Origin of the sequence: Winogradskyella psychrotolerans RS-3, from assembly GCF_000427335.1 — a bacterium.
Lineage (GTDB): Bacteria > Bacteroidota > Bacteroidia > Flavobacteriales > Flavobacteriaceae > Winogradskyella > Winogradskyella psychrotolerans.
Genome location: NZ_ATMR01000199.1, coordinates 194,721 through 216,337 on the forward strand (window position 1 = coordinate 194,721; position 21,617 = coordinate 216,337).

Sequence of the window (21,617 nt, forward strand, 5' to 3'; positions counted from 1 at the left end):
GATAGATAATTATTAAAAGTTAAAGTGTTTTAGATTATAATTTTCAATATTTCAAAAAATTAATTACATTTGTTTTCCTCTACATCCATATTATTGATAACCCAAATAGATAAATATGATCGTAAACATTATACTAATTTTATCTTTCTTAGTTGCTATTAACTTTTTATTATTAATCTTTAGTTGCAACAAAACATCTAAAAAAGTAGACAATAGGTTACCTCACCCTATTAAGACTGAGAAATCGCCTACTTTAGTTTCCAGTCAATTACGGACACCTCAACTTGCTCCAACTGGTAGTTAGTTTTACTGAAATGTTTATTTCCAAACCAATACCCTCTATTAGCGCTTAACGGAGAGGGATGCCCACTTTCTAAAACAATATGTTTAGAGGTATCTATTAGTTTCTTTTTCTTTTTAGCAAATCCTCCCCAAAGCAGAAAGACAACATTTGTTTTCTCTGCACTAATTGTTTTTATTACAACATCTGTAAATTGCTCCCAACCTTTCTTTTGATGACTTCCTGCATCATGTGCTCTAACCGTTAAAGTTGCATTTAAAAGTAGGACTCCTTGATCTGCCCAAGACATTAAATTACCACTTGTAGGATATGGAATTCCAAGATCTTGTTCTAGCTCTTTAAATATATTCACTAATGAAGGTGGATGTTTAATACCATCGCTTACAGAAAAACACAAGCCGTTAGCCTGACCCACATCATGATATGGATCTTGACCAATAATAACAACCTTAACGTCCTTAAAAGTACAATGGTTAAAAGCATTAAAAACATCAGATGTTTTTGGAAAACAAGTGTGCGACTTATATTCGTGCTCAATAAAAGCCATTAAATCTTTAAAATAAGGTTTTTCAAATTCTGGATTCAGATAAGTTTTCCAGCTTTGGTCTATATTTACATTCATATATTAAAACAGATTATATCTTATTAAGATCTAAATTCATCAACAAATAACTCAGAATGAAAAATCTAAAATTCCCTTCCGCACAAACCATATTGTTTATAATTGCAGGATTAGTAACACTTCTAACATGGTTTGTTCCTGCGGGAAAATATGATACTTTAAGTTATAATGAGGCATCAAACAAATTTACACGTTTAAGTCTAGATAAAGAAATAAGCTTAACAGCAACTCAAGCGTCTTTGGATGATTTAAATATTAAAATTCCTATTGAAAAGTTTACTAATGGAGATATCTACAAACCCATTAATATTCCTGGAACTTATAATAAACTAGAGCCTAAACCACAGAGTTTTTTTGATTTTGTAACCTCTCCAATTAAAGGTATTATTGAGGCTGCAGATATTATTTTCCTTGTATTAATTATTGGTGGATTAATAGGCGTTTTAAACAAATCAGGAGCTTTTGATGCCGCTATTTCACAACTAGCTATTGTCTTAAAAGGTAGAGAACCCTTACTAATTATACTAGTAACCTCTTTGGTTGCCATAGGAGGAACAACATTTGGTTTTGCAGAAGAAACCATTGCCTTCTTCCCTATTTTAATTCCTGTTTTTTTAGCGGCAAAATATGATGCTCTTGTTGGTGTTGCTAGTATTTTTTTGGGTTCTGCAATTGGCACCATGTGCTCTACTATCAATCCTTTTTCTACAATTATTGCTAGTGATGCCGCTGGTATTAATTGGACCACCGGATTATATGGCCGTATTTTTATGTTGATTTTATGCTTATCTATTACTATAATTTATATTATGCGGTATGCTAAGCGCGTTAAAAACGACCCAAGCAAATCGCTTATTTACGACCAAAGAGAACAAATTGCTCAATTGTTTACTTTAAAAGACGCGACTCATATTAATTTTAATTGGAGATTAAAACTGGCTTTGCTTGTTTTTACGAGTAGCTTTATTCTGATGATTATCGGTGTTTCAATGTTAGATTGGTGGTTTGTAGAAATGACAACTGTATTCTTAATTAGCGCTATTATTATCGGATTTATTATTCAAATCAGTGAAACCGACTTTATAGACACCTTTGTAAAAGGAGCTGGTGACCTATTAGGTGTTGCGCTCATTATCGGCATCGCAAGAGGTGTTACCGTTTTAATGACAGACGGTTTAATAAGCGATACGTTATTATATTATGCTAGCGATATTACCACCGGAATGAATAAAGGGGTTTTTGCGAGTGTTATGACTTTGATTTATTCTGGATTATCATTCTTTATTCCAAGTTCTTCAGGCATGGCTGTTTTGACCATGCCTATTATGGCGCCTTTGGCAGATACCGTGGGTGTAGGTCGCGAAGTCGTAGTTAATACATACCAATACGGATTAGGCTTATTTTATCTTGTAAATCCTACAGGATTGATTTTAGCATCGCTTGCTGTTGCTAAGATTAACTTTAGTAAATGGTTAAAATTTATAATGCCCTTGTTTATAGTATTAATTATTGTCACCTTAATCGTATTAGCGGTGTCTTCATACTTATAGTATTACATAATATCCTAAATTTGCAATTCTAAAAAAAAACGTACAATACTACATGATAAACATTCATGAAAAAACCTTAAACGACCTTGAGTTCTTTACGGTTTTAAATCAAATTAGCGCACATACACTTACAGCTTTGGGTAAAGAAGCGGTTTTGGCCATCCTTCCTTTTGAGAATAAAGATGTGTTGATGACCGAACTAGCTTACGTTAATGAATATTTATCCTCCTTTGAAAATGACAACAGAATACCAAACCACGGATTCGACACCATTGCCAAAGAATTAAAACTACTTAAGATAGAAAACACGTACCTCGAAGTGGCTGGCTTGCAAAAAATAGTTAGCATGTCTTTGACCGTTAATTCTATTTTAAAATTTTTAGAAAAATTTAAAGAGTATTATCCCAAACTTCAACAATTTGGTCAACATATTGAGATAAATACGACTATTATTGAGCAAATAGATGCTGTTGTAGACCGTTTTGGTGATATAAAAGATGATGCTTCACCTCTACTTTCCAACTTACGAAAATCTATTAATCTGCTCAAAGGTAAAATTAATAGTAGTTTTTCTTCAGCATTACACACCTATCACAATCTTGATTATTTAGATGACATAAGAGAATCTGTTGTAGATAATAAACGTGTGCTTGCCGTAAAAGCCATGTATCGCAGAAAAGTAAAAGGTGCGATAATGGGTGGTAGTAAAACCGGAAGTATTGTTTACATTGAACCCGAAACCACGTTACAACACACAAGAGAGCTCAACAATTTAGAATACGAAGAGAAAGAAGAGGTTATTAAAATCCTTAAAGAACTAACGGATTATATTCGTGTATTCTTACCACTTCTTAGAGATTACCAAGAATTTCTTATCAATCTTGATATGATTTCTGCAAAAGCAAAATATGCACAAAGCATGAATGCAATTCTTCCAGAGTTTTCTGAAGAACGCAGTATGCATTTACGAGATGCCTATCATCCTCTACTCTATTTGAATAATATAGAAAAAGGAGAAAAAACGTTTCCACAATCTATCGGTTTAGAAAAAGACAGTCGGATTATTGTCATTTCCGGTCCCAATGCAGGTGGAAAAAGTATCACGTTAAAAACAGTAGGGTTGCTTCAAGTGATGCTGCAAAGTGGTATGTTGATTCCTGTGCACGAGCGTAGTCATGTATGTTTATTTGATCGCATTCTTAGTGATATTGGAGATAATCAATCTATAGAAAATCATCTGAGTACTTATAGTTATCGCTTAAAACAGATGAATTATTTTCTGAAGAAGTGTAATAATAAAACGCTCTTTTTAATCGATGAATTTGGAACAGGAAGTGACCCAGAATTAGGAGGTGCTTTAGCTGAAACATTTTTAGAAGTCTTTTATGAACGTGAAGCTTTCGGAATTATAACGACACATTATTCCAATTTAAAATTATTAGCCAACGAATTGCCACACATTAAAAATGCTAATATGCTTTTTAATGAGAAAACTCTAGAACCAATGTATAAATTGGTAATTGGGCAAGCTGGAAGCTCATTTACTTTTGAGGTGGCACAGAAAAATGGTATTCCTTATAGTTTAATCAATAAATCGAAAAAGAAGATTGAACGCGGCAAAGTACGCTTTGATGCAACTATTGCCAAACTTCAAAAAGAACGAAGCAAATTAGAACGTACCGAACGTTCGCTTAAAGAAAACGAAAAAAAGAAGCTATCTGAAGCTGATAAATTAGAAGAAGTCAACGCAAAAGTTCAGAAGAAATTAGAGAGCTTTCAAGAATTATATGATTCTAACCAACGCTTAATTTATTTAGGACAGAAAGTTAATGACATTTCTGAAAAGTATTTTGAAGATCAGAAAAAACGTGAGTTGATGGCTGAACTATTTAGACTCGTTCAGATTGAAAACTCTAAACGAAAAAAAGTATCTGCGAAGCAAAAACGTGCGGAAAAGCATAAAGAAACTCAAGTAAAACAAGAGGCAGAAAAGAAAGTTGAAGTCATCCGTAAGAAGAAAAAAGAAGCTAAAAAGAAAGCGATACCTGTAGAAAAACCAAAGGCTATTTTAAGAATTGGTGACAGAGTACGTATGCAAGATGGTAGAGCTGTTGGTAGTATTGATACCATTGAAAAAAACAAAGCCATCGTCAATTATGGCATGTTTACAACTAACGTGAGTTTAGATCAATTAGAATTGGTTGAGGCAAAAAAGAAATAATTAATAACTCATTGTTAAATTGTAAATCCTTTTAAAACAATAGACTTACCTTTATATAGTGATATCAGAAATCCCAAAAGACAAACAACTTATTCTCTTCGATGGAGTATGCAATCTTTGCAACTCTAGTGTGTTGTTTGTTATTAAACGAGATAAAAAGGATAAATTCTTATTTGCACCGTTGCAAAGTGACGTTGGAAAAGGTATCATTAAAAAATTCAATATAGATACAAAAGACACTGATTCTATTTTACTTTATAATCCAAAAAAAGATAATTTAAGTTATAAATCCACAGCAGCTTTATTAGTGGCTAAAAACTTAGGTTTTCCAACGTATATATTATCTATATTCTTAATTCTACCTGCCTTTATTAGAAATTGGGTTTACAATTATATCGCTAAGAATCGTTATAAATGGTATGGAAAAAAGGAATCATGTATGATTCCAACTCCTGAGTTAAAATCTAAATTTTTAGCATAAAAAAAGCCTTTTCACAACCAATGAAAAGGCTTTTTTAAATTAACAACTTACTTAAAACTAATTTAAACAAAAACATATTTCAACTCAATATTGAGGGCAATAACAAGTTGGTTAATAGCACATTATTTTGTTACTACAAATATATGCACATCTTTGGTTTGCACATAAAAAACTCGATATAAGAACCTATATAATTGATTTTGGTCTTAAAAGTGTCAATTATATCCACCAACGACATTTTAGTAATACTTATCTTACTAATTGATAAGACGCGTTTACTTCCTATACCATATGGGTTACTCATTTTGAATTATAATATGGCTAGTAGTGTCATAATTTTGGATAAACATTAATACTCTAACATTATGACAACCCAACCAAAACTCTTAAAACCACTTCTTATTTTTCTGTTTCTATTAGGAACACAATTAACCAATGCCTTTCAGCAACCTAGTAAAATTAAAATGGTTACTGTCTATTTAGATGGTGCAGAAATTAACCGTGAATCGTCATTGAGTCTCAATTCTGGAAAATCCGAAATTATATTTAATGGTTTGTCACCATATATTGAAGAAAGCAGTATTCAAATTTCAGGTTTAAAGGACGCTTCCATTTTATCGATTAATTATGGCATTAACTATTTATCTAAGCAAAAGCAGAATGATTCTATTTCAGCACTACAAAATGAATTAAAATCATTAGATAATAAAATTCAGAATCAGTACGATTTAATAGCTGGTTATAATGAAGAATTAAGTCTTATTCAAAGCAATAAAAAATTAGGAAATGAAACTGAGGTTGTAAGTTTAGAAAAATTGAAGACATTTGCTACTTATTACAGAACTCGAATTACAGAGTTAAAAATGGCAACAAACAAATCTCACAACCTAATAGAAACATATAAAGTTCTGCAAGCAGACATAAACAAGCAGCTTGCAGAACTAAATGTTGATGAGAAAGTACAAACTGGGGAGATTAAATTAAAGCTGAATAGCGACGTCGCTACCTCCTTAGATTTAAAAATAAAATACAACATTAAAACCGCAGGTTGGTTTCCGGTTTACGATTTAAAAGCCGAAAAAATTAATAGTCCAATCACTTTAGAATACAAAGCACATGTTTTTCAAAATTCTGGTTGTGACTGGGCAGATGTTAACTTGGTGCTTTCAACAAGTGATCCAAACACCAATAACGAAAAACCAATAGTAAATCCGAAGTATTTAAATTTCATCAGTGCATACAGTAATTACCAATCGCAACGCGCCACCAGAAGTTATAATTACAAGTATAATCCATTGGTTAAAAATGTATCTGGAGTCGTAACATCATCTTCTGATGGTCTACCACTACCTGGAGTTAGTGTTATTGAAAAAGGAACAGCTCATGGGGTTCAGACCGATTTTGATGGTCGGTATGCTTTAAAAACAACATCGGGCAATGCACTTCGTTATTCTTATGTTGGCATGAAAACAGAAGAGTTACCGATTCATTCTAGTATTATGAATGTGACTTTAGATGATGATATTAATACTTTAGATGAAGTTGTTGTGGTTGGTTATGGCACTAGTTCAAATAGGTCATTTTCCAAAGCTGTAACAACTATTAAATCCGAAGAAATTGTAAGTAATCTTTATGGAAAAGCGTCAGGTATAACAATTAGAGGATCTAGTACTGTTAAAAGTAAAAATAACCTATTGTACATTGTTGATGGTGTTCTTGTTGATTCTAATGCAGCGAGTAAAATAGACCCAAATAGTATAGCTTCTATTGAAGTTTTAAAAGACATAAATGCTACTGCTATTTATGGTAATCGCGCTTCTAACGGAGTCATTGTGATTCATACTCAAAATAGCTCGCAGAGAAAAGTAAACGATTTAGGAATTACTGTAGAATCAGGTATCACCAATACCAGATTCGAAATTAATAAAAAACACAGTATTCCTTCAGATGGAGATATTTCGGTCATTGAAATCGATCAATTTAGCGTACCCGCGACTTACAATTATTTTGCAGCACCTGTTTTAAATGAAAACGTGTTCTTAACGGCTAAAATTGGCAACTGGGAACAGTACAATTTATTGCCTGCAGAAGCCAACGTTTATTTTGAAGGCAGTTATTCTGGTAAAACCAATATTAATCCGAGTGCAACCACAGATAGTTTAACAATTTCACTTGGAGTAGACCCAAACATTATTGTAAAACGCAAACAACGTAACGATTTTAAGAAAACCACATTTATTGGTAATAATAGAGTGATTCAAAAAGCTTTTGAAATTGAAATTAAAAACAACAAAACCTCTGATATTCAATTAACACTATTAGATCGCATTCCTAAAAGTCAAGATAAAACCATAAAAATTGATGACATAGAAACAGGAAATTCTAACTACGACGAAGACAAAGGGATTTTAAAATGGACTCTAAATTTAAAATCTAGTGCCACAGAAAATGTTAAAATTTCCTACACTGTAAAATTTCCGAAAGGTAAACGCGTTAACCTATAAATAAACACAGCCTCAAAATAAAATAGTTTCAATTAAACCCTAACTTCTGTTAGTTAGGAACGAGTTTAATTCTAATAGAAAGCTTGTCTAACTTTCTATCAGTGTCACTAATTTTGGTAGAACTACTATTTTCGTTTTGAGGCTTTTTTAATGCTTTAATAGGCGCTCTAAAAAACGAAGCATGTTCTGTTCTGTGATATCAAAATCATCATCAGATAGAAATAGAACTTTTATATCTTCAAGTAGAATATCGATATCGTCTTTAGTATAATTATGCTGCTCTAAACTCGTCGTAATTTTCTTAATGCCTTGGTAATCGTTATCACGATTAAACTCATCATGAATATCTTGAAATGTTTGCTTATCTACATTAGAAAGAATGAGGTTTCTTTCCTCAGTTTTTTCTTTAAAATCAGAATTTGCAGCAAAAAGTAAAATGTAGGCTACGAGTTCATCTCGCGTCCAGTCGATTGTGTTCATTGAATTAAGGTGTTAGGCTTCCATATTCTGTCCATGAACCATCATAGACAATTAAATTATTATAATTACATAGTGTTGCTCCTAAGGCTAAAATACAAGCCGTAATACCAGAGCCACAACTAAATACTATTTGCGTTTCATGTTCTACTAGAGGATCAAAGATGGTCTGAAGTTCATCTATCGACTTCATTTTATAACCATTAAATAATACGGTATAGGGTAAGTTTTTAGAATTCGGAATAGTGCCTCGTCGCAACCCTTCTTTGGGTTCGTCTACCTTACATAGAAAACGATCTTCAGAACGTGCATCAACAACTAAAGTGTCCTCCTCATTCCGGAATTCATTAACACCATTAAAGTCGGTCATTAAATGGGCATGGAATTCTGCTACAAAATCACCTAAAGGATAAACTTCATCTGTATAATTTTCAACTTGAAAATTTTCTTGTTGCCATTGTGGTAATCCTCCATCTAAAACAGCAACATTTTTAAAACCAAAAACTTTAAATAACCACCAAACTCTTGCACTTGAGTAAATGCCTTTATCATCATAAACCACAATCACAGAATCACTATTGATTCCTAATAACTGCGCTTCTGTTTGAAATTGTTCTTTGGAAGGTAAGGTACTTGGGAAAGGGGCTGATACGTCACTAAATTTTTGTTTAATATCAAAAAATCTAGCATTGGGAATTCGGGTTGAAACAGCACTAATAACCTTATTAATTGTGGCATCTAGCACGATTAAATTAGTGGCAGCACTGTTTTTGTGAAGCCATTCAACCGAAACTAAATCTGAATTTAAATTTTTTACTTCCAACTGATTATACATTTAATCTATGGAATTTAATACGACATGCGAAATTGCATTTCATTTTTTCGTTGCTAATTTGAATTGTATAAAGTTAAAATAATTTATCATATTTAAATATACTGAAATTTAAGAATCTAAATCAAAAGTTTCACTTGGGTTTTCATGTTCTTTATAATCTAACATATTTTCACCATCTGCAATAATAGAACAAACCGTTGCGTCACCTGTAACATTAACTACAGTTCTAAACATATCTAATATTCTATCCACCGGAAAAATAATAGCAATCCAAGCCGGATTTAACCCTACAGAACTCAATACTATAATCAACATTACTAAACCAGCACTTGGTACAGCTGCCGAACCAATAGATGCCAAAGTTGCAGTTAATACTACAGTTATTTGTTGCCCTATTGTTAAATCTATCATATGCATTTGCGCTAAAAATATAACCGCTACAGCTTGATACATACTTGTACCATCCATATTAACAGTTGCTCCGATAGGAAGCACAAAACTGCTTATTTTTTTATCGACACCTAAGTTTTCTTCTACACACTCCATAGTTACAGGAAGCGTAGCCGCACTACTCGATGTTGAAAATGCTAAAGTCTGCGCAGGACTCATCGCTTTAAAAAAGCCTTTATAAGGTATTTGCTTTACAAAAAGCTTTAAAATCAAAGGATAAATTACAAATATCATTAAGAGCAAGCCAGCTAAAACGGTCATTGAGTACCAACTCAACCCTTTAAAAATCTCCACGACTTTACCAATATCATCACCTGCCATTTTACTAACCACACCTGCTAACAATGCAAATACAAAAAACGGAGCTCCTTGCATAACAATATCAACCATTTTTAAAAAAACTTCATTAACACCATTTACTAAATTGAGTACGGGTTGTGACTTATCAGTTGGTACAAACAATAAGCAAACACCAAAAAAGATGGCAAAGAATATAATCTGAAGCATTAGTCCATTATTAGATAGGGAATGGAAAAAATTACTAGGAACAATATCTACTAAAGGTTGCAAAGGTGTTGATTCTTTACGGTCTTTAACACTATCCATTTTATCAGCAACAGCAGCTTCCTTTAATTCACTTTTAGATAATTCTGAAATCTCCTGAGCACGCTTAAAAAATTCTGGATCTTGAAGATAGTTTATACCATCTTTAATGACATGGCCTTCACTTGCTGCCCAAATTTCATAACTGATGCGGTTATCTATTCGGCTTTGTTCATCTATTAATTCTCCGGGTTTAATAACATTGACCAAAAGCAAACCTAATGAAATAGCCATAATGGTAGTTAGCAAATAAATCCCTAAGGTCTTACCTCCCATTCTACCTAAGCTCTTTGGATCACCAATATTAGCAACTCCACTAATAATAGAAAACAACACTAATGGTACAGCAATTAGCTTTAATAAATTGATAAAAATAGTTCCAAACGGGTCTATCCAATCTATAGTAAATTGACTCCAACCCATTGTGCTTGATAGTAAAGCCCAAATGATACCTAGAACCATTCCTATTATAATCTTCCAGTGTAATGCTAGTTTTTTCATCCTTACTTCCTGCGAAAGCAGGAATCTTTTTAATTAAACTTAATTATATTTCGAACCCGTTCCAGACCTCAAAGGTTTTGAAAACCGTCTTACCAATCACGAGACTCCTGTCTTCTCAGGAGTACATTATCTGCAATGACTAAAGCTGCCATGGCCTCTACAATAGGCACAGCTCTTGGCACCACACAAGGATCGTGTCTGCCTTTACCTTGCATTTCTACAATTTCACCAGCACTGTTTAAAGCATCTTGTTTTTGAATCACTGTGGCAACCGGTTTAAAAGCTACTCTAAAATAGATATCCATTCCGTTAGAAATGCCTCCTTGTATACCACCAGACAAATTAGTCTTTGTAGTTCCGTTTACATTAAACAAATCGTTGTGTTCACTACCTTTCATTTTAGCTCCACAAAATCCACTACCATACTCAAAACCTTTTACGGCATTAATAGATAACATAGCTTTTCCTAATTCAGCATGCAATTTATCAAAAACAGGTTCGCCTAAACCAATAGGTACATTCTGAATAACACAAGTTATGGTGCCTCCAATAGTATCTCCTTGTTTTTTTATGTCTTCAATTTTAGAAATCATTTTTTCTGCTGTAGCTTCATCTGGGCAACGAATGACATTAGATTCAATTTTACTAAAATCTAAATCCTGATAAGGCTTATCTATAAATATTTCACCTACTGAAGAGGTAAATGCGTTTATTTTAATATTACTAACCATTTGTTTTGCAATGGCACCAGCAACAACTCGTGATGCTGTTTCGCGGGCAGAACTTCGTCCCCCTCCTCTATAATCTCTTACACCATATTTTTTCTCGTAAGTGTAATCGGCATGACTTGGACGATATACATCTTTAATATGTGTGTAATCTTTAGATTTTTGATTGGTGTTATGAATTACAAAACCAATTGGTGTACCTGTTGTAAAACCTTCAAAAATACCCGAATAAAATTCTACAGTATCTGGTTCTTTACGTTGTGTAACTATTTTAGATTGTCCTGGTTTTCTACGATTTAACTCTTCTTGAATCGCTTCAAAGTCGAGCTTTATGCCTGATGGACAACCATCTATAATACCTCCAATCGCTTTTCCATGCGATTCTCCATAAGTGGTAAGCTTAAATAATTTTCCGAAGGAATTTCCTGCCATTGCAATTTATTTTACGCTAATGTAATTGTAAAATTATGAAAACGAAAATACCATTCCGTATTTCACATCAAATCAATGCTATAATTACATTCAAATTTTAATAATATTAAGGTAATAGAATGATAACATTTCACTCATAGTTAGTTAATTATAACATAACCTGATTGTTTAAAATATTGAAGTTCTTTGTGAAACAGATTTTATAATATTGTGAAAATAAGACGAAAAGTAGAAATAGCGGTCATCTCAGATGTGCATCTTGGCACTTATGGTTGCCATGCGAAACAGTTATTGACTTATTTAAATAGCATTGATCCAAAAAAATTGATTCTTAACGGAGACATTGTAGACATTTGGCAATTCAAAAAACGGTATTTTCCTAAGTCGCACCTAAGCGTCATAAAAAAATCATGGACTTTGCTGCTAACGGTACAGAAGTCATTTATATCACTGGTAATCATGACGAAATGTTGCGAAAATTTGCAGATACTGAAATTGGAAATGTTTCTATTGTAAATAAATTGGTTTTAGAATTAGATGGCAAACGCGCTTGGTTTTTTCATGGTGATGTTTTTGATATTTCTATTCAAAATGCCAAATGGCTAGCTAAACTTGGAGGTTGGGGTTATGATTTTCTTATTCTCATCAATCAATTAACCAACTGGTGTTCTGATAAAATGGGTAAAGAGCGTTATTCGTTATCAAAACGTATAAAAAATAGTGTAAAAGGGGCTGTAAAATACATTAAGGATTTTGAAGAAGTAGCTACCGACCTTGCTATTGAAAATGGTTACGATTACGTAATCTGCGGTCACATACATCAACCAAAAATGCTGATAAAGAAGAATAAACATGGCAAAACGACCTATTTAAATTCAGGGGATTGGGTTGAAAACTTTACAGCATTAGAATATCAATTTAAACGTTGGAAAATCTACAATTACAACGAAGATAAATTGTCTGCTTTTTATGCTGATGAAGATATTAAGGACATGGATCTTAAAGATTTAATTGCAGCCATAACCATTGTAGAGCAACCAAAATCTAAGAAAAAAATAAAAACAAATATAAAGACTAAAGTAAAGCGTCCTTTAATATACTAATCGGATGCCTTGCAAGTCTTCCTGTACCGTCTTTTATCTGATGCCTACAACTAGTTCCGTTTGCTGAAATAAGCATTTCTATAGATGCTTTTCTAACGGATGGAAACAAAGTTTGTTCTCCAATCTGCATGCTTACGTCATAATGTTCCTTTTCATAACCAAAACTTCCAGCCATTCCACAACAACCACTCGGAATAATAGTAGCCTTATAATTCTCTGGTAAATTTAAAACATCAAAACTCGATTTCTGATTCGATAATGCCTTTTGATGACAATGACCGTGAAACTTTATGGTTTTTGCTTCTTTTGTAAATTGGGATGATTTTATATGTCCTAATTTGATTTCTTGTTGTATAAATTCTTCAATTAGAAACGTGTGTTGAGCTATGGATTTTGCACCGTCTCTATCGTCCGCTAATCGGATATACTCATCTTTAAAAGTTAAAATTGCAGAGGGTTCAATTCCAATTAAAGGTGTGGTTTCTGATATTAGATTTTTAAATTTGGAAACGTTGTCATTAGCCACTTTTTTCGCATCTTTAAGTAATCCTTTTGATAGCATTGAGCGTCCAGATTCTGAATGCGAAATGATAGTCACTTTATAATTTAGGCGACTCAACAACTCAACAGCATCCACACCTATTTCGGTATCTAAATGATTCGTGAATTCATCATTAAACAAAATCACTTCTTTAATATAATTATTTCTAACTATTTTGTTTTCATAATTTTGAAACTCTTTATATAAACTTTTACTCGATACTAATGGTAAGCTGCGTTCTTTTGCTATGCCTCCAACAGATTTTATAATTGAACTTGTAAATCCATTAGAAAACATGAAATTTGTCAGCTTTGGAACCCGACTAAAAACACCATTTATTTTATTGTTATAAGCGAATAATTTAGTTCTAAAAGGCACACCATTTGCTTTCTGATACTGGTACTGAAATTCGGCTTTTAAACTCGCTACATCTACACTACTCGGACACTCACTTGCACAAGCTTTACAACTGAGACATAAATCGAAAACATCTTTTAACTCCTTATGATCAAACTTATTTACTTTCTCGGAATTTGTTAAAAATTCACGAAGTGTATTTGCACGTCCTCTCGTGGTATCCTTTTCGTTTCTAGTTGCTCTATAACTCGGACACATGGTACCGCCAAATTCGGGTAACTTTCTACAATCACCAGAACCATTACATTTTTCAGCTTCACGTAAGATGCCTTCAGATGCAGAAAAATCGAGTAAGGTTTCGATTTTAGGCTCTTCCCTTCCCACTTTATAACGGAAACTCTCATCCATAGGATAAGCGTCTACAATCTTTCCTGGATTAAAAATATTATGAGGATCAAAAGCCGATTTAATACGTTTTAGGATTTGATAATTCGCATCGCCAATCATCAGCGGAATAAATTCTGCACGGACAATACCATCACCATGTTCACCAGACATTGAGCCGTTGTATTTCTTTACTAGCTTAGCAACATCAGTTGTTATTTTGCGAAATAAGACAACATCTTCAGCTTGTTTTAAATCTAAAATGGGACGTAAGTGCAACTCACCTGCTCCTGCATGTGCATAATAAACCGCATTTTGGTTATACGTTTTCATTAACGCTGTAAACTCTGAAATATAGGCGTCCAAATCTTCCAAGGCTACAGCTGTATCTTCAATACAAGCAACCGCTTTTTTATCGCCAATTATATTCCCTAATAAACCTAAACCTGCTTTTCGTAGTTCTACAGCTTTATCAATATCTTCAGCTCTTAAAATCGGTGATGCATACGATAAATTGAGTGCGTTTACAGCGGTAATAAATCGATCAATAGCTAATTGTAATTGTTCAGGAGTTTCTGCTTTTAACTCACACATTAAAATAGCTGCCGGATTCCCTTCAATAAATTGTCTATTAACCTGTTGGGTTTTATTATGTTTGGTTAGATTTAAAATGGTATCGTCCATCATTTCACAGGTATGCAAATTGTGCTGCATAACGGTTTCAACAGACTTTAAGCACTTTGCTACACTTTCAAAATGCAAAGCTATAATAGCACTTTCATTGGGTGGTAATTCATCTAATTGTAACGTGATTTCTGTTGTAAATGCCAATGTGCCTTCACTTCCTGCTAAAAGCTGACACATATTAAAATTGGCACTTCGACTTACTTCGACTTCGCTCAGCAACCCACGCTCAGTGACCAAATCTGCACTTCGATTACAATCAACGATAAAGTTTGCACTTCGGTTATCTTCAGTGTCCAAAGTGGAAAAAACTTCAGATTTAATCAATTCATCTATCGCATAACCTGTGTTTCTTCTGTGTATTTCCGGTTTTGGAAAATTATCTTGAATTTGTTTTTGAATATTTTTAGGTTTTAATTCCTTATAAATCCCTTTATAAATAGAGCCTTCAAGCGAATTTAGTTTTAATTTTTGTTGAAATTCTTCTGACGTTAAACTTGAAAATTCAGCCTCACTGCCATCGCTTAAAATGGTCTTCAGACTTAAAACTTTATCACGTGTTACTCCATATTGAATAGATGTGGTTCCTGATGAATTGTTTCCAACCATGCCTCCAATCATACAACGGTTAGATGTTGAAGTGTTTGGCCCAAAAAACAATCCAAAAGGTTTTAGGTAATTATTCAATTCATCTCTTACCACTCCAGGTTGAACGGTTACAGTTTTATCCTTTTCGTTTATATTTAAAATTCGAGTGAAATGCTTAGAGACATCTACCACAATACCTTCCCCTACGCATTGACCGGCCAAAGACGTTCCGGCAGTTCTTGGAATTAAAGACGTATTGTGTGTTTTTGCAAAACCGATAAGATGCTTTATATCTTGGCTATTTTCTGGTAACGCAACAGCTAAAGGTAATTTTCTGTAGACTGACGCATCGGTAGCGTATAACTTACGCATTAAATCGTCGGAATGTAATTCTCCCTTTAATTTTGATTCTAAAGTTTGAAGTTCTCGGAACATTTCATTTTTCATAAGGGTTAATAATCGATTGAAACGAGTTATAAATTTGTCTTAAAAAAAAGATCAATCAATCAATTTAAGTCTAATTTTGTCGTTATGAAGATTAGCATTAAACAAGATGCTAAAATTATGAATTTAAAACTCAATATTATTATGAAGAAATTATTTTTATTAGGTGTATTCGCCATAGGATTTGCAAATTTATCTAACGCACAAGACATTGCAGAAAATGCAATTGGATTACGATTAGGTGATAGTGATGGCTTTGGGACAGAGGTCTCATATCAACGTGCGCTTGGTGGTAACAACAGATTAGAAGTAGATTTAGGTTGGAGAAGTGGAAATAATTATGATGGATTTAAATTAGCAGGTTTATACCAATGGGTTTGGAATATAGAAGGTGGATTTAACTGGTATGCCGGTGCTGGTGGTGGACTTGGCTCTTATAGTTTTGACAACTATAAGAATGAAAAAGATTATAACGATACTTTTGCGTTCATCGCTGGTGATGTTGGTATCGAATACAGTTTTGACTTTCCTTTATTATTATCATTAGACTTTAGACCTGAAATTGGGTTTGGAGATGTCAATGATGATTTGGATTTTGACATTGCATTAGGTGTAAGATACCAATTCTAAAAATTTTAAAATTATATATCTAAAACCACCTTTAACGAGGTGGTTTTTTATTCTTTTTAATTCATATGAAACAATTTGCTATTATAGGGATGGGACCAAGAGGTCTATACGCGTTAGAAAACCTTCTGATTGAGCTCAGTAAAGCTAATACACACATTAAAATACATGTTTTTGATGCGACAAGTAGCCCAGGAACAGGAAATGTTTGGGATAAATCGCAACCAGATTCAAATTGGATTAATATTACTGAACGTGCCTTAATTGGTATTAAGAAGCGACCTAAAATAGTATATAATAATGTTATAATTGATGGATTTCCGTCGTATCATGAATGGTGTCAATTTTTGCAAAACAGTAATGAACCCGATGCTTTTCCTGCACGAAACAAACTCGGAAAATATCTCAATGCGCGATACAAATCAATAGAGATTGCTTTAGAAAAATTAGAGTCTTTTAAGTTTATTAAAGCTGAAGTTAGAAACATTAATTTAAAAGATCAGAAAATAGAAATTGTAACTAATAGTAGTTCTTGGCACTATGATGATTTACTTCTAACTATCGGACACCAATCTACAGCACCATCTGACCAATTAAAAGAATGGCAATCGCATGTTGTGTCGCATAAATCCTTAGCACTTTTTGAAGATGCTTACCCAATTACTCAGCTAAAGGCTATAAAAAACAATACTAATAGTAATATAGGTATCAGAGGTTTTGGATTGGCTATGATTGATGTGATGCGTTATCTCACCATCAATGATTTCGGAAATTTTAAAGTCATTGATCAAGATACATTTGAAACCATTTATTATAAAACAAAAGAACAACAGCTTAAACTTGCTCCGTTTTCTCTAGATGGCTTACCATTAGTTCCAAAGCCACTAAACGAGACTATTGATACATGGTACCAACCGACTACTAAAGAATTAAACTTTTTTAAATCTGAGATTGAAGCTGTTGCACAACACACACCCGAAATAAATTCCATTGATTTTTTAACAGATCCTATTGCAAAAATTACGTCTCGTGTATTTATAGACTTAAAGGAAAAAGGCGTTTCGCATTCTTTAAGTCAAGCAGAATTAACGACTATTATTATAAACTGGTTGAATGATGAAAATTATAGGCATCCTTTAATTCAAGATACTAATATTTCAACCTATAAGCTGATTCAGAATTATATTGAAATGGCTTTAGGCACCATTCCTATTTCACTCGATTATTGTATCGGACAAGTTTGGCGTCATTGTCAGCCGACGTTGTATAAAGCTTTTTCGCATGCTAAAGTAAATAATGATAGTATTGAAAAAGTAATTGCCTTAGACGAGCGCAGTAAACGTTATTCCTATGGACCACCAATTGAAAGCATGCAGCAAGTTTTAGCTTTAGTTGATGCAGATATATTGACACTAGACTTTGTCACTGATCCTGATATAGAGTTGACAACGGAAGGCTGGGCTTTAAAAAATTCTAATAATAAATCCATCACCTGTTCTGTGATGATTAATAGTGTTTTGGACGCTCCGAAATTACTTGAAGTCAACACTCCTTTAATTAAAGATTTACTTCAAAATGAATTGATACAACCAGTCCATTCAAAATTAGGCATCGATACAACTGCTGATGGTTATGTCATTACACCTGAAGATAAAGACGATGTGCCTATTGCCGTTTTAGGTCGTTTGGCAAAAGGCAGCGTGATTGGTGTGGATGCTATTTTAGAATGTTTTGGACCACGTATTGAAGATTGGGCAAAAGCTTACGTACGTCAACTTAAAGATTAATTTGGTTGTTTTTCGCTAAGATATTTCCAATACCGTTTTGGGATGTGTCTGATATGAAGTATCATGTTTTTTCGAGAGGCAATATTAGTGGCTTTAAAGTAATCTTGCCAAAGTTTTTGAAATTCAAATTCTTGAGTAGCAAAAAAGGCATCATCGGTTTTTGTAAAGTTGAAATTCTCAGGAAAATCCATATTTATAAGTTCTACTTTTTCTAAATCATAGAATAATCCATAACCACGTTTAATATCATATATCACCCATTTTTGATCGGCATAACGTCTTTTAAAATGCTTTTCGATTAAAGGTAGCACGTTAAAATCGGGTTCTATGTTAGCAAAATAAATCTCATCTTTTGTTAAACGAAATCGTACAAAAGCTTCCATTCTATGTTTCTCACGTCCTACAGATTTAGCGATTTGCGCTATTTTTAAAATAGACGAATGTGAATAATCTTTATCCACTTTTTTTGCTGGGAAAACGCATAGCGTATATAATCTAAAAGTAAGTCCTCTACTCCTATTTGCTCACTTAAAAAGGCATAGTATAATTGATAACTTCCTTGCGAAGACAGTTTAGATTTTATGCCTTTCCATACCCGATTAGCTTTTGCTTCATCCGTATAAATAGTTTCAATTTCTGCAAATAAACCGTGTTGCACCGTAAATTCATTTTGAATCGTTACTGATTTCAATTTATGGTCAAAAACATAAAAAATAGCAGATAGAAAGCCATCAAACGTACCATCATATATCAGGTTTTTAGCATTCATCTACCCAAATAAATTCAATTGATTACTTAATGTTTTTTGATATTTACTAGTCGAATTTTGAAGTATAAAACCTTTTATTTTTTCTGGTGTTAAATCTCGTTTTTCAAACTGATTACTTTCACACACCATAAAGTACTGTGCTCTATTTAAAGCAACTCCTATTTTTTTGAGATGTTCCCAATTCAATTTTCTAAAGCGTCTGGCATTTATAATTTTAAACACCGACTTCATACCTAAACCTGGAATTCGCGCTAACATACGCTGGTCAGCTGTATTCACATCAACAGGGAATTCATGAAGATTTCGTAATGCCCAACTCAATTTAGGATCTACATCTAAATCTAAATTTTGATGTTGTTCGTTTAAAATTTCACTGACATCAAAACCATAAAAACGCATTAACCAATCGGTTTGGTACAATCTATTTTCACGAAGCATAGGCACAGCGCTACCTATTTGTGGCAAGCGATTATCATAACTTATAGGCACATAACCCGAATAATAGACACGCTTTAAATTATAGCTTTTATAAAAATGATTTGAAGTTTGCATAATCTGAAAATCATTCTCACCACTAGCGCCAATAATCATCTGGGTGCTTTGACCAGCAGGAGCAAATTTAGGAGTGCTTTTAATGATTTTCTTTTCGGCATTATATTGAATGATTTCATTTTTAACCTTCAGCATTGGTTTAATAAAATCTTTACGCTTTTTATCTGGTGCTAATTTTTTTAATCCGGCTTCGGTCGGAATTTCAATATTCACACTTAACCGGTCTGCGTAGAGTCCGGCTTCACGCATCAATTCATCCGACGCTCCAGGAATGGATTTTAAATGGATATAGCCATTAAAATTTTCTTCCAATCGTAATTTCTTCGCGACAGCCACCAAACGTTCCATGGTATAATCGGCACTTTTAAAAATACCTGAACTGAGAAATAGCCCTTCAATATAATTTCTGCGATAAAAATTAATGGTTAAATCTACCACTTCTTGCACTTTAAAAGCGGCACGTTTTACATCATTACTTTTTCGGGTGACGCAATAGGCACAATCGAAAATGCAATGGTTAGTTAATAGAATTTTTAATAAAGATACACAGCGACCATCTTCGGTATAGGAATGACAAATTCCCATGCCTGTTGCATCTCCTAATCCTTTGTTGGTGTTGGCGCGTTTACTTCCGCTAGACGAACACGAAACGTCATACTTTGCAGCATCTGCAAGTATTTTTAATTTTCTTGGGTACGTTGAAAAGACAAATATTTTCCTCCTAAATCTTAAGTTAAAATCTTAAACACAAAATTACTACATTAAGTAGCTTATCCTTGCTTCATTTTGTAGTAATTTAAATAATGATGGTTATTCGATGGATTTTATAATCAGGAATTCAAATGGGTTAATATTTTGATGATATCATTTAAATGTCGTCGGTTTTAAACCTTATTTTCCAAGCGTATGAAAACAATCATAATCATTACAATTTTAACCCTAAACCAAACTATGAGTGCACAGCACAAAATACCTGAAGATATAAGACCCAACGTAAAAACCGCTCTAGCTTATTACCCACAATTGAAAAACACTAGTATTGAGTTCCGATTTAAGAAAAACATTAAGAAATCGACCATGCAAGCCAGACCTACATTTGGCAGTTTCTTTAAGAGTAGAAAAAATCGAAATTATGTAATCTTAATTAGTGAAAAGTTTCAAATTGCAGACAAAGAGTTTTTAACACGACATATTCCTGATGCTATTTTTATTGGCTGGATTGGTCATGAATTGGGACATATTATGGATTACCAAAACCGAAGCAAGCTCAATCTCATTTGGTTTGGACTTAAATATTTATTATCACAAAATCATATTGTTGAAGCGGAACGTGCTGCAGACTCATTTGCTGTTGCCCATGGTATGGAAGATTATATTTTAAAAACGAAAGATTTTATTCTGAATAATGCGGATATCACACAATCGTATAAAGATAGGATTAAGAAGTATTATTTATCGCCTGAAGAGATTATGGAATTGGTAGAACATCGTGATGGTTTGGAATGAGAAGTATTGGATGTAAGTTTTATTTTGATCGCTTAATTTTTGGTGCATTTTGACGTGTATCAAAAACGTCAGCTATTTTTATAAATCTGTTTTCCAAATCCAACGAATAAATCACTTTGTAGTTTTTAAATATTAAATAGCGATAAAGATTTTTTTTATGTTTTAGCAACTCCTCTTCTTGTCCTATTTGTGGTGCATGGATCAACTTATTTGTTTCGTTGATTATCCATTTTAGATGTTTTTTAGCACTATTAGAACCTGCTTTATTTTCATAAAACTTATAAATTTCATCAAGCTGAATTTCAGCCAATTCAGACCAAATAATTTTAAAAGCCATTATTCATATTTTGCTAAAAGCTCAGTACTGGTTTTAAATCGGTTGTTTATGAAATCAGATTCAGATTTATCAATTCTGCTATCCAATTCATCTTGAGTCATCGGCTCAACGTTTCGCTCTTTATCTGACTCTTTTTCTTTTCTTAAAATTTTTTCAAGACGTGAAACAGCCCCTTCACTTTGAAGTTTTAAAAATTCCTGTACAAATTCTATTTTTCGAGCTTCTAAATTCAT

The 21,617-nt window shown here is 33.1% G+C and carries 16 protein-coding genes and 2 pseudogenes; 8 read left to right on the top strand and 10 right to left on the bottom strand.

Annotation, left to right across the window (positions count from 1 at the left end; all coding sequences use genetic code 11):
- Positions 1 to 248 precede the first annotated feature (248 nt).
- Positions 249 to 923, bottom strand: a complete 675-nt coding sequence (locus ADIWIN_RS17790; RefSeq protein ID WP_020897267.1) for a uracil-DNA glycosylase — start codon at positions 921 to 923, stop codon at positions 249 to 251.
- Between the two features lie 56 nt (positions 924 to 979).
- Between ADIWIN_RS17790 and ADIWIN_RS17795 the strand changes: the two genes are divergently transcribed.
- The 4 genes from ADIWIN_RS17795 (at position 980) to ADIWIN_RS17810 (ending at position 7,679) form a co-directional block, all read left to right on the top strand.
- Positions 980 to 2,473, top strand: a complete 1,494-nt coding sequence (locus tag ADIWIN_RS17795) for a YfcC family protein (RefSeq protein WP_020897268.1) — start codon at positions 980 to 982, stop codon at positions 2,471 to 2,473.
- A 52-nt stretch (positions 2,474 to 2,525) separates the two neighbouring features.
- Positions 2,526 to 4,694, top strand: a complete 2,169-nt coding sequence (locus tag ADIWIN_RS17800; protein WP_020897269.1) for an endonuclease MutS2 — start codon at positions 2,526 to 2,528, stop codon at positions 4,692 to 4,694.
- A 58-nt stretch (positions 4,695 to 4,752) separates the two neighbouring features.
- The gene (locus ADIWIN_RS17805) at positions 4,753 to 5,175 is read left to right on the top strand and encodes a thiol-disulfide oxidoreductase DCC family protein (RefSeq protein WP_040757682.1); all 423 of its coding nucleotides are present in this window, start codon (positions 4,753 to 4,755) and stop codon (positions 5,173 to 5,175) included.
- 365 nt (positions 5,176 to 5,540) lie between these two features.
- Positions 5,541 to 7,679: a DUF4139 domain-containing protein gene (locus ADIWIN_RS17810; protein WP_020897271.1), complete on the top strand. Its 2,139-nt coding sequence runs from the start codon at positions 5,541 to 5,543 to the stop codon at positions 7,677 to 7,679.
- A 147-nt stretch (positions 7,680 to 7,826) separates the two neighbouring features.
- Here the strand turns inward: ADIWIN_RS17810 and ADIWIN_RS17815 are convergent, their stop codons facing one another.
- The 4 genes from ADIWIN_RS17815 to aroC form a co-directional block, all read right to left on the bottom strand.
- Positions 7,827 to 8,159, bottom strand: a complete 333-nt coding sequence (locus ADIWIN_RS17815; protein ID WP_020897272.1) for a hypothetical protein — start codon at positions 8,157 to 8,159, stop codon at positions 7,827 to 7,829.
- A gap of 4 nt (positions 8,160 to 8,163) precedes the next feature.
- Positions 8,164 to 8,979 (bottom strand): sulfurtransferase, encoded by an 816-nt coding sequence (locus ADIWIN_RS17820; RefSeq protein WP_040757697.1) that lies wholly within the window; start codon positions 8,977 to 8,979, stop codon positions 8,164 to 8,166.
- 120 nt (positions 8,980 to 9,099) lie between these two features.
- Positions 9,100 to 10,545 (bottom strand): dicarboxylate/amino acid:cation symporter, encoded by a 1,446-nt coding sequence (locus tag ADIWIN_RS17825; protein WP_020897274.1) that lies wholly within the window; start codon positions 10,543 to 10,545, stop codon positions 9,100 to 9,102.
- 89 nt (positions 10,546 to 10,634) lie between these two features.
- The gene (gene aroC / locus ADIWIN_RS17830; protein WP_020897275.1) at positions 10,635 to 11,705 is read right to left on the bottom strand and encodes a chorismate synthase; all 1,071 of its coding nucleotides are present in this window, start codon (positions 11,703 to 11,705) and stop codon (positions 10,635 to 10,637) included.
- A 210-nt stretch (positions 11,706 to 11,915) separates the two neighbouring features.
- Between aroC and ADIWIN_RS17835 the strand changes: the two are divergent.
- Positions 11,916 to 12,808, top strand: a pseudogene (locus tag ADIWIN_RS17835) (UDP-2,3-diacylglucosamine diphosphatase).
- Here ADIWIN_RS17835 and ADIWIN_RS17840 read toward each other — a convergent pair.
- Positions 12,780 to 15,809 (bottom strand): FAD-binding and (Fe-S)-binding domain-containing protein, encoded by a 3,030-nt coding sequence (locus ADIWIN_RS17840; RefSeq protein WP_020897277.1) that lies wholly within the window; start codon positions 15,807 to 15,809, stop codon positions 12,780 to 12,782. The pseudogene ADIWIN_RS17835 and the gene ADIWIN_RS17840 sit on opposite strands and share 29 nt — an antisense overlap.
- Before the next feature lie 141 nt (positions 15,810 to 15,950).
- Here ADIWIN_RS17840 and ADIWIN_RS17845 point away from each other — a divergent pair, with 141 nt between their 5' ends.
- Complete coding sequence (locus tag ADIWIN_RS17845) at positions 15,951 to 16,436, top strand: hypothetical protein (protein WP_040757699.1); 486 nt, start codon at positions 15,951 to 15,953, stop codon at positions 16,434 to 16,436.
- Positions 16,437 to 16,501: 65 nt separating this feature from the next.
- Positions 16,502 to 18,220: an FAD/NAD(P)-binding protein gene (locus ADIWIN_RS17850; RefSeq protein ID WP_020897279.1), complete on the top strand. Its 1,719-nt coding sequence runs from the start codon at positions 16,502 to 16,504 to the stop codon at positions 18,218 to 18,220.
- Here the strand turns inward: ADIWIN_RS17850 and ADIWIN_RS22365 are convergent.
- Positions 18,217 to 18,989: pseudogene (locus tag ADIWIN_RS22365) on the bottom strand (TIGR03915 family putative DNA repair protein). The gene ADIWIN_RS17850 and the pseudogene ADIWIN_RS22365 sit on opposite strands and share 4 nt — an antisense overlap.
- Complete coding sequence (locus ADIWIN_RS17860) at positions 18,990 to 20,255, bottom strand: putative DNA modification/repair radical SAM protein (protein ID WP_040757683.1); 1,266 nt, start codon at positions 20,253 to 20,255, stop codon at positions 18,990 to 18,992. It abuts the pseudogene before it with no gap.
- Positions 20,256 to 20,447: 192 nt separating this feature from the next.
- Here ADIWIN_RS17860 and ADIWIN_RS17865 point away from each other — a divergent pair, with 192 nt between their 5' ends.
- A complete protein-coding gene (locus ADIWIN_RS17865) occupies positions 20,448 to 21,047 on the top strand; it encodes a hypothetical protein (protein ID WP_235047144.1) in 600 nt (199 codons plus the stop codon).
- A gap of 19 nt (positions 21,048 to 21,066) precedes the next feature.
- Here the strand turns inward: ADIWIN_RS17865 and ADIWIN_RS17870 are convergent, their stop codons facing one another.
- Positions 21,067 to 21,384, bottom strand: coding sequence for a type II toxin-antitoxin system RelE/ParE family toxin (locus ADIWIN_RS17870; RefSeq protein WP_020897284.1), 318 nt, complete (start codon positions 21,382 to 21,384; stop codon positions 21,067 to 21,069).
- Positions 21,384 to 21,617 carry a hypothetical protein gene (locus tag ADIWIN_RS17875; protein WP_020897285.1) on the bottom strand — a complete coding sequence of 78 codons (234 nt, stop codon included), beginning with the start codon at positions 21,615 to 21,617 and terminating at the stop codon, positions 21,384 to 21,386. The genes ADIWIN_RS17870 and ADIWIN_RS17875 overlap by 1 nt, the downstream gene beginning before the upstream one ends.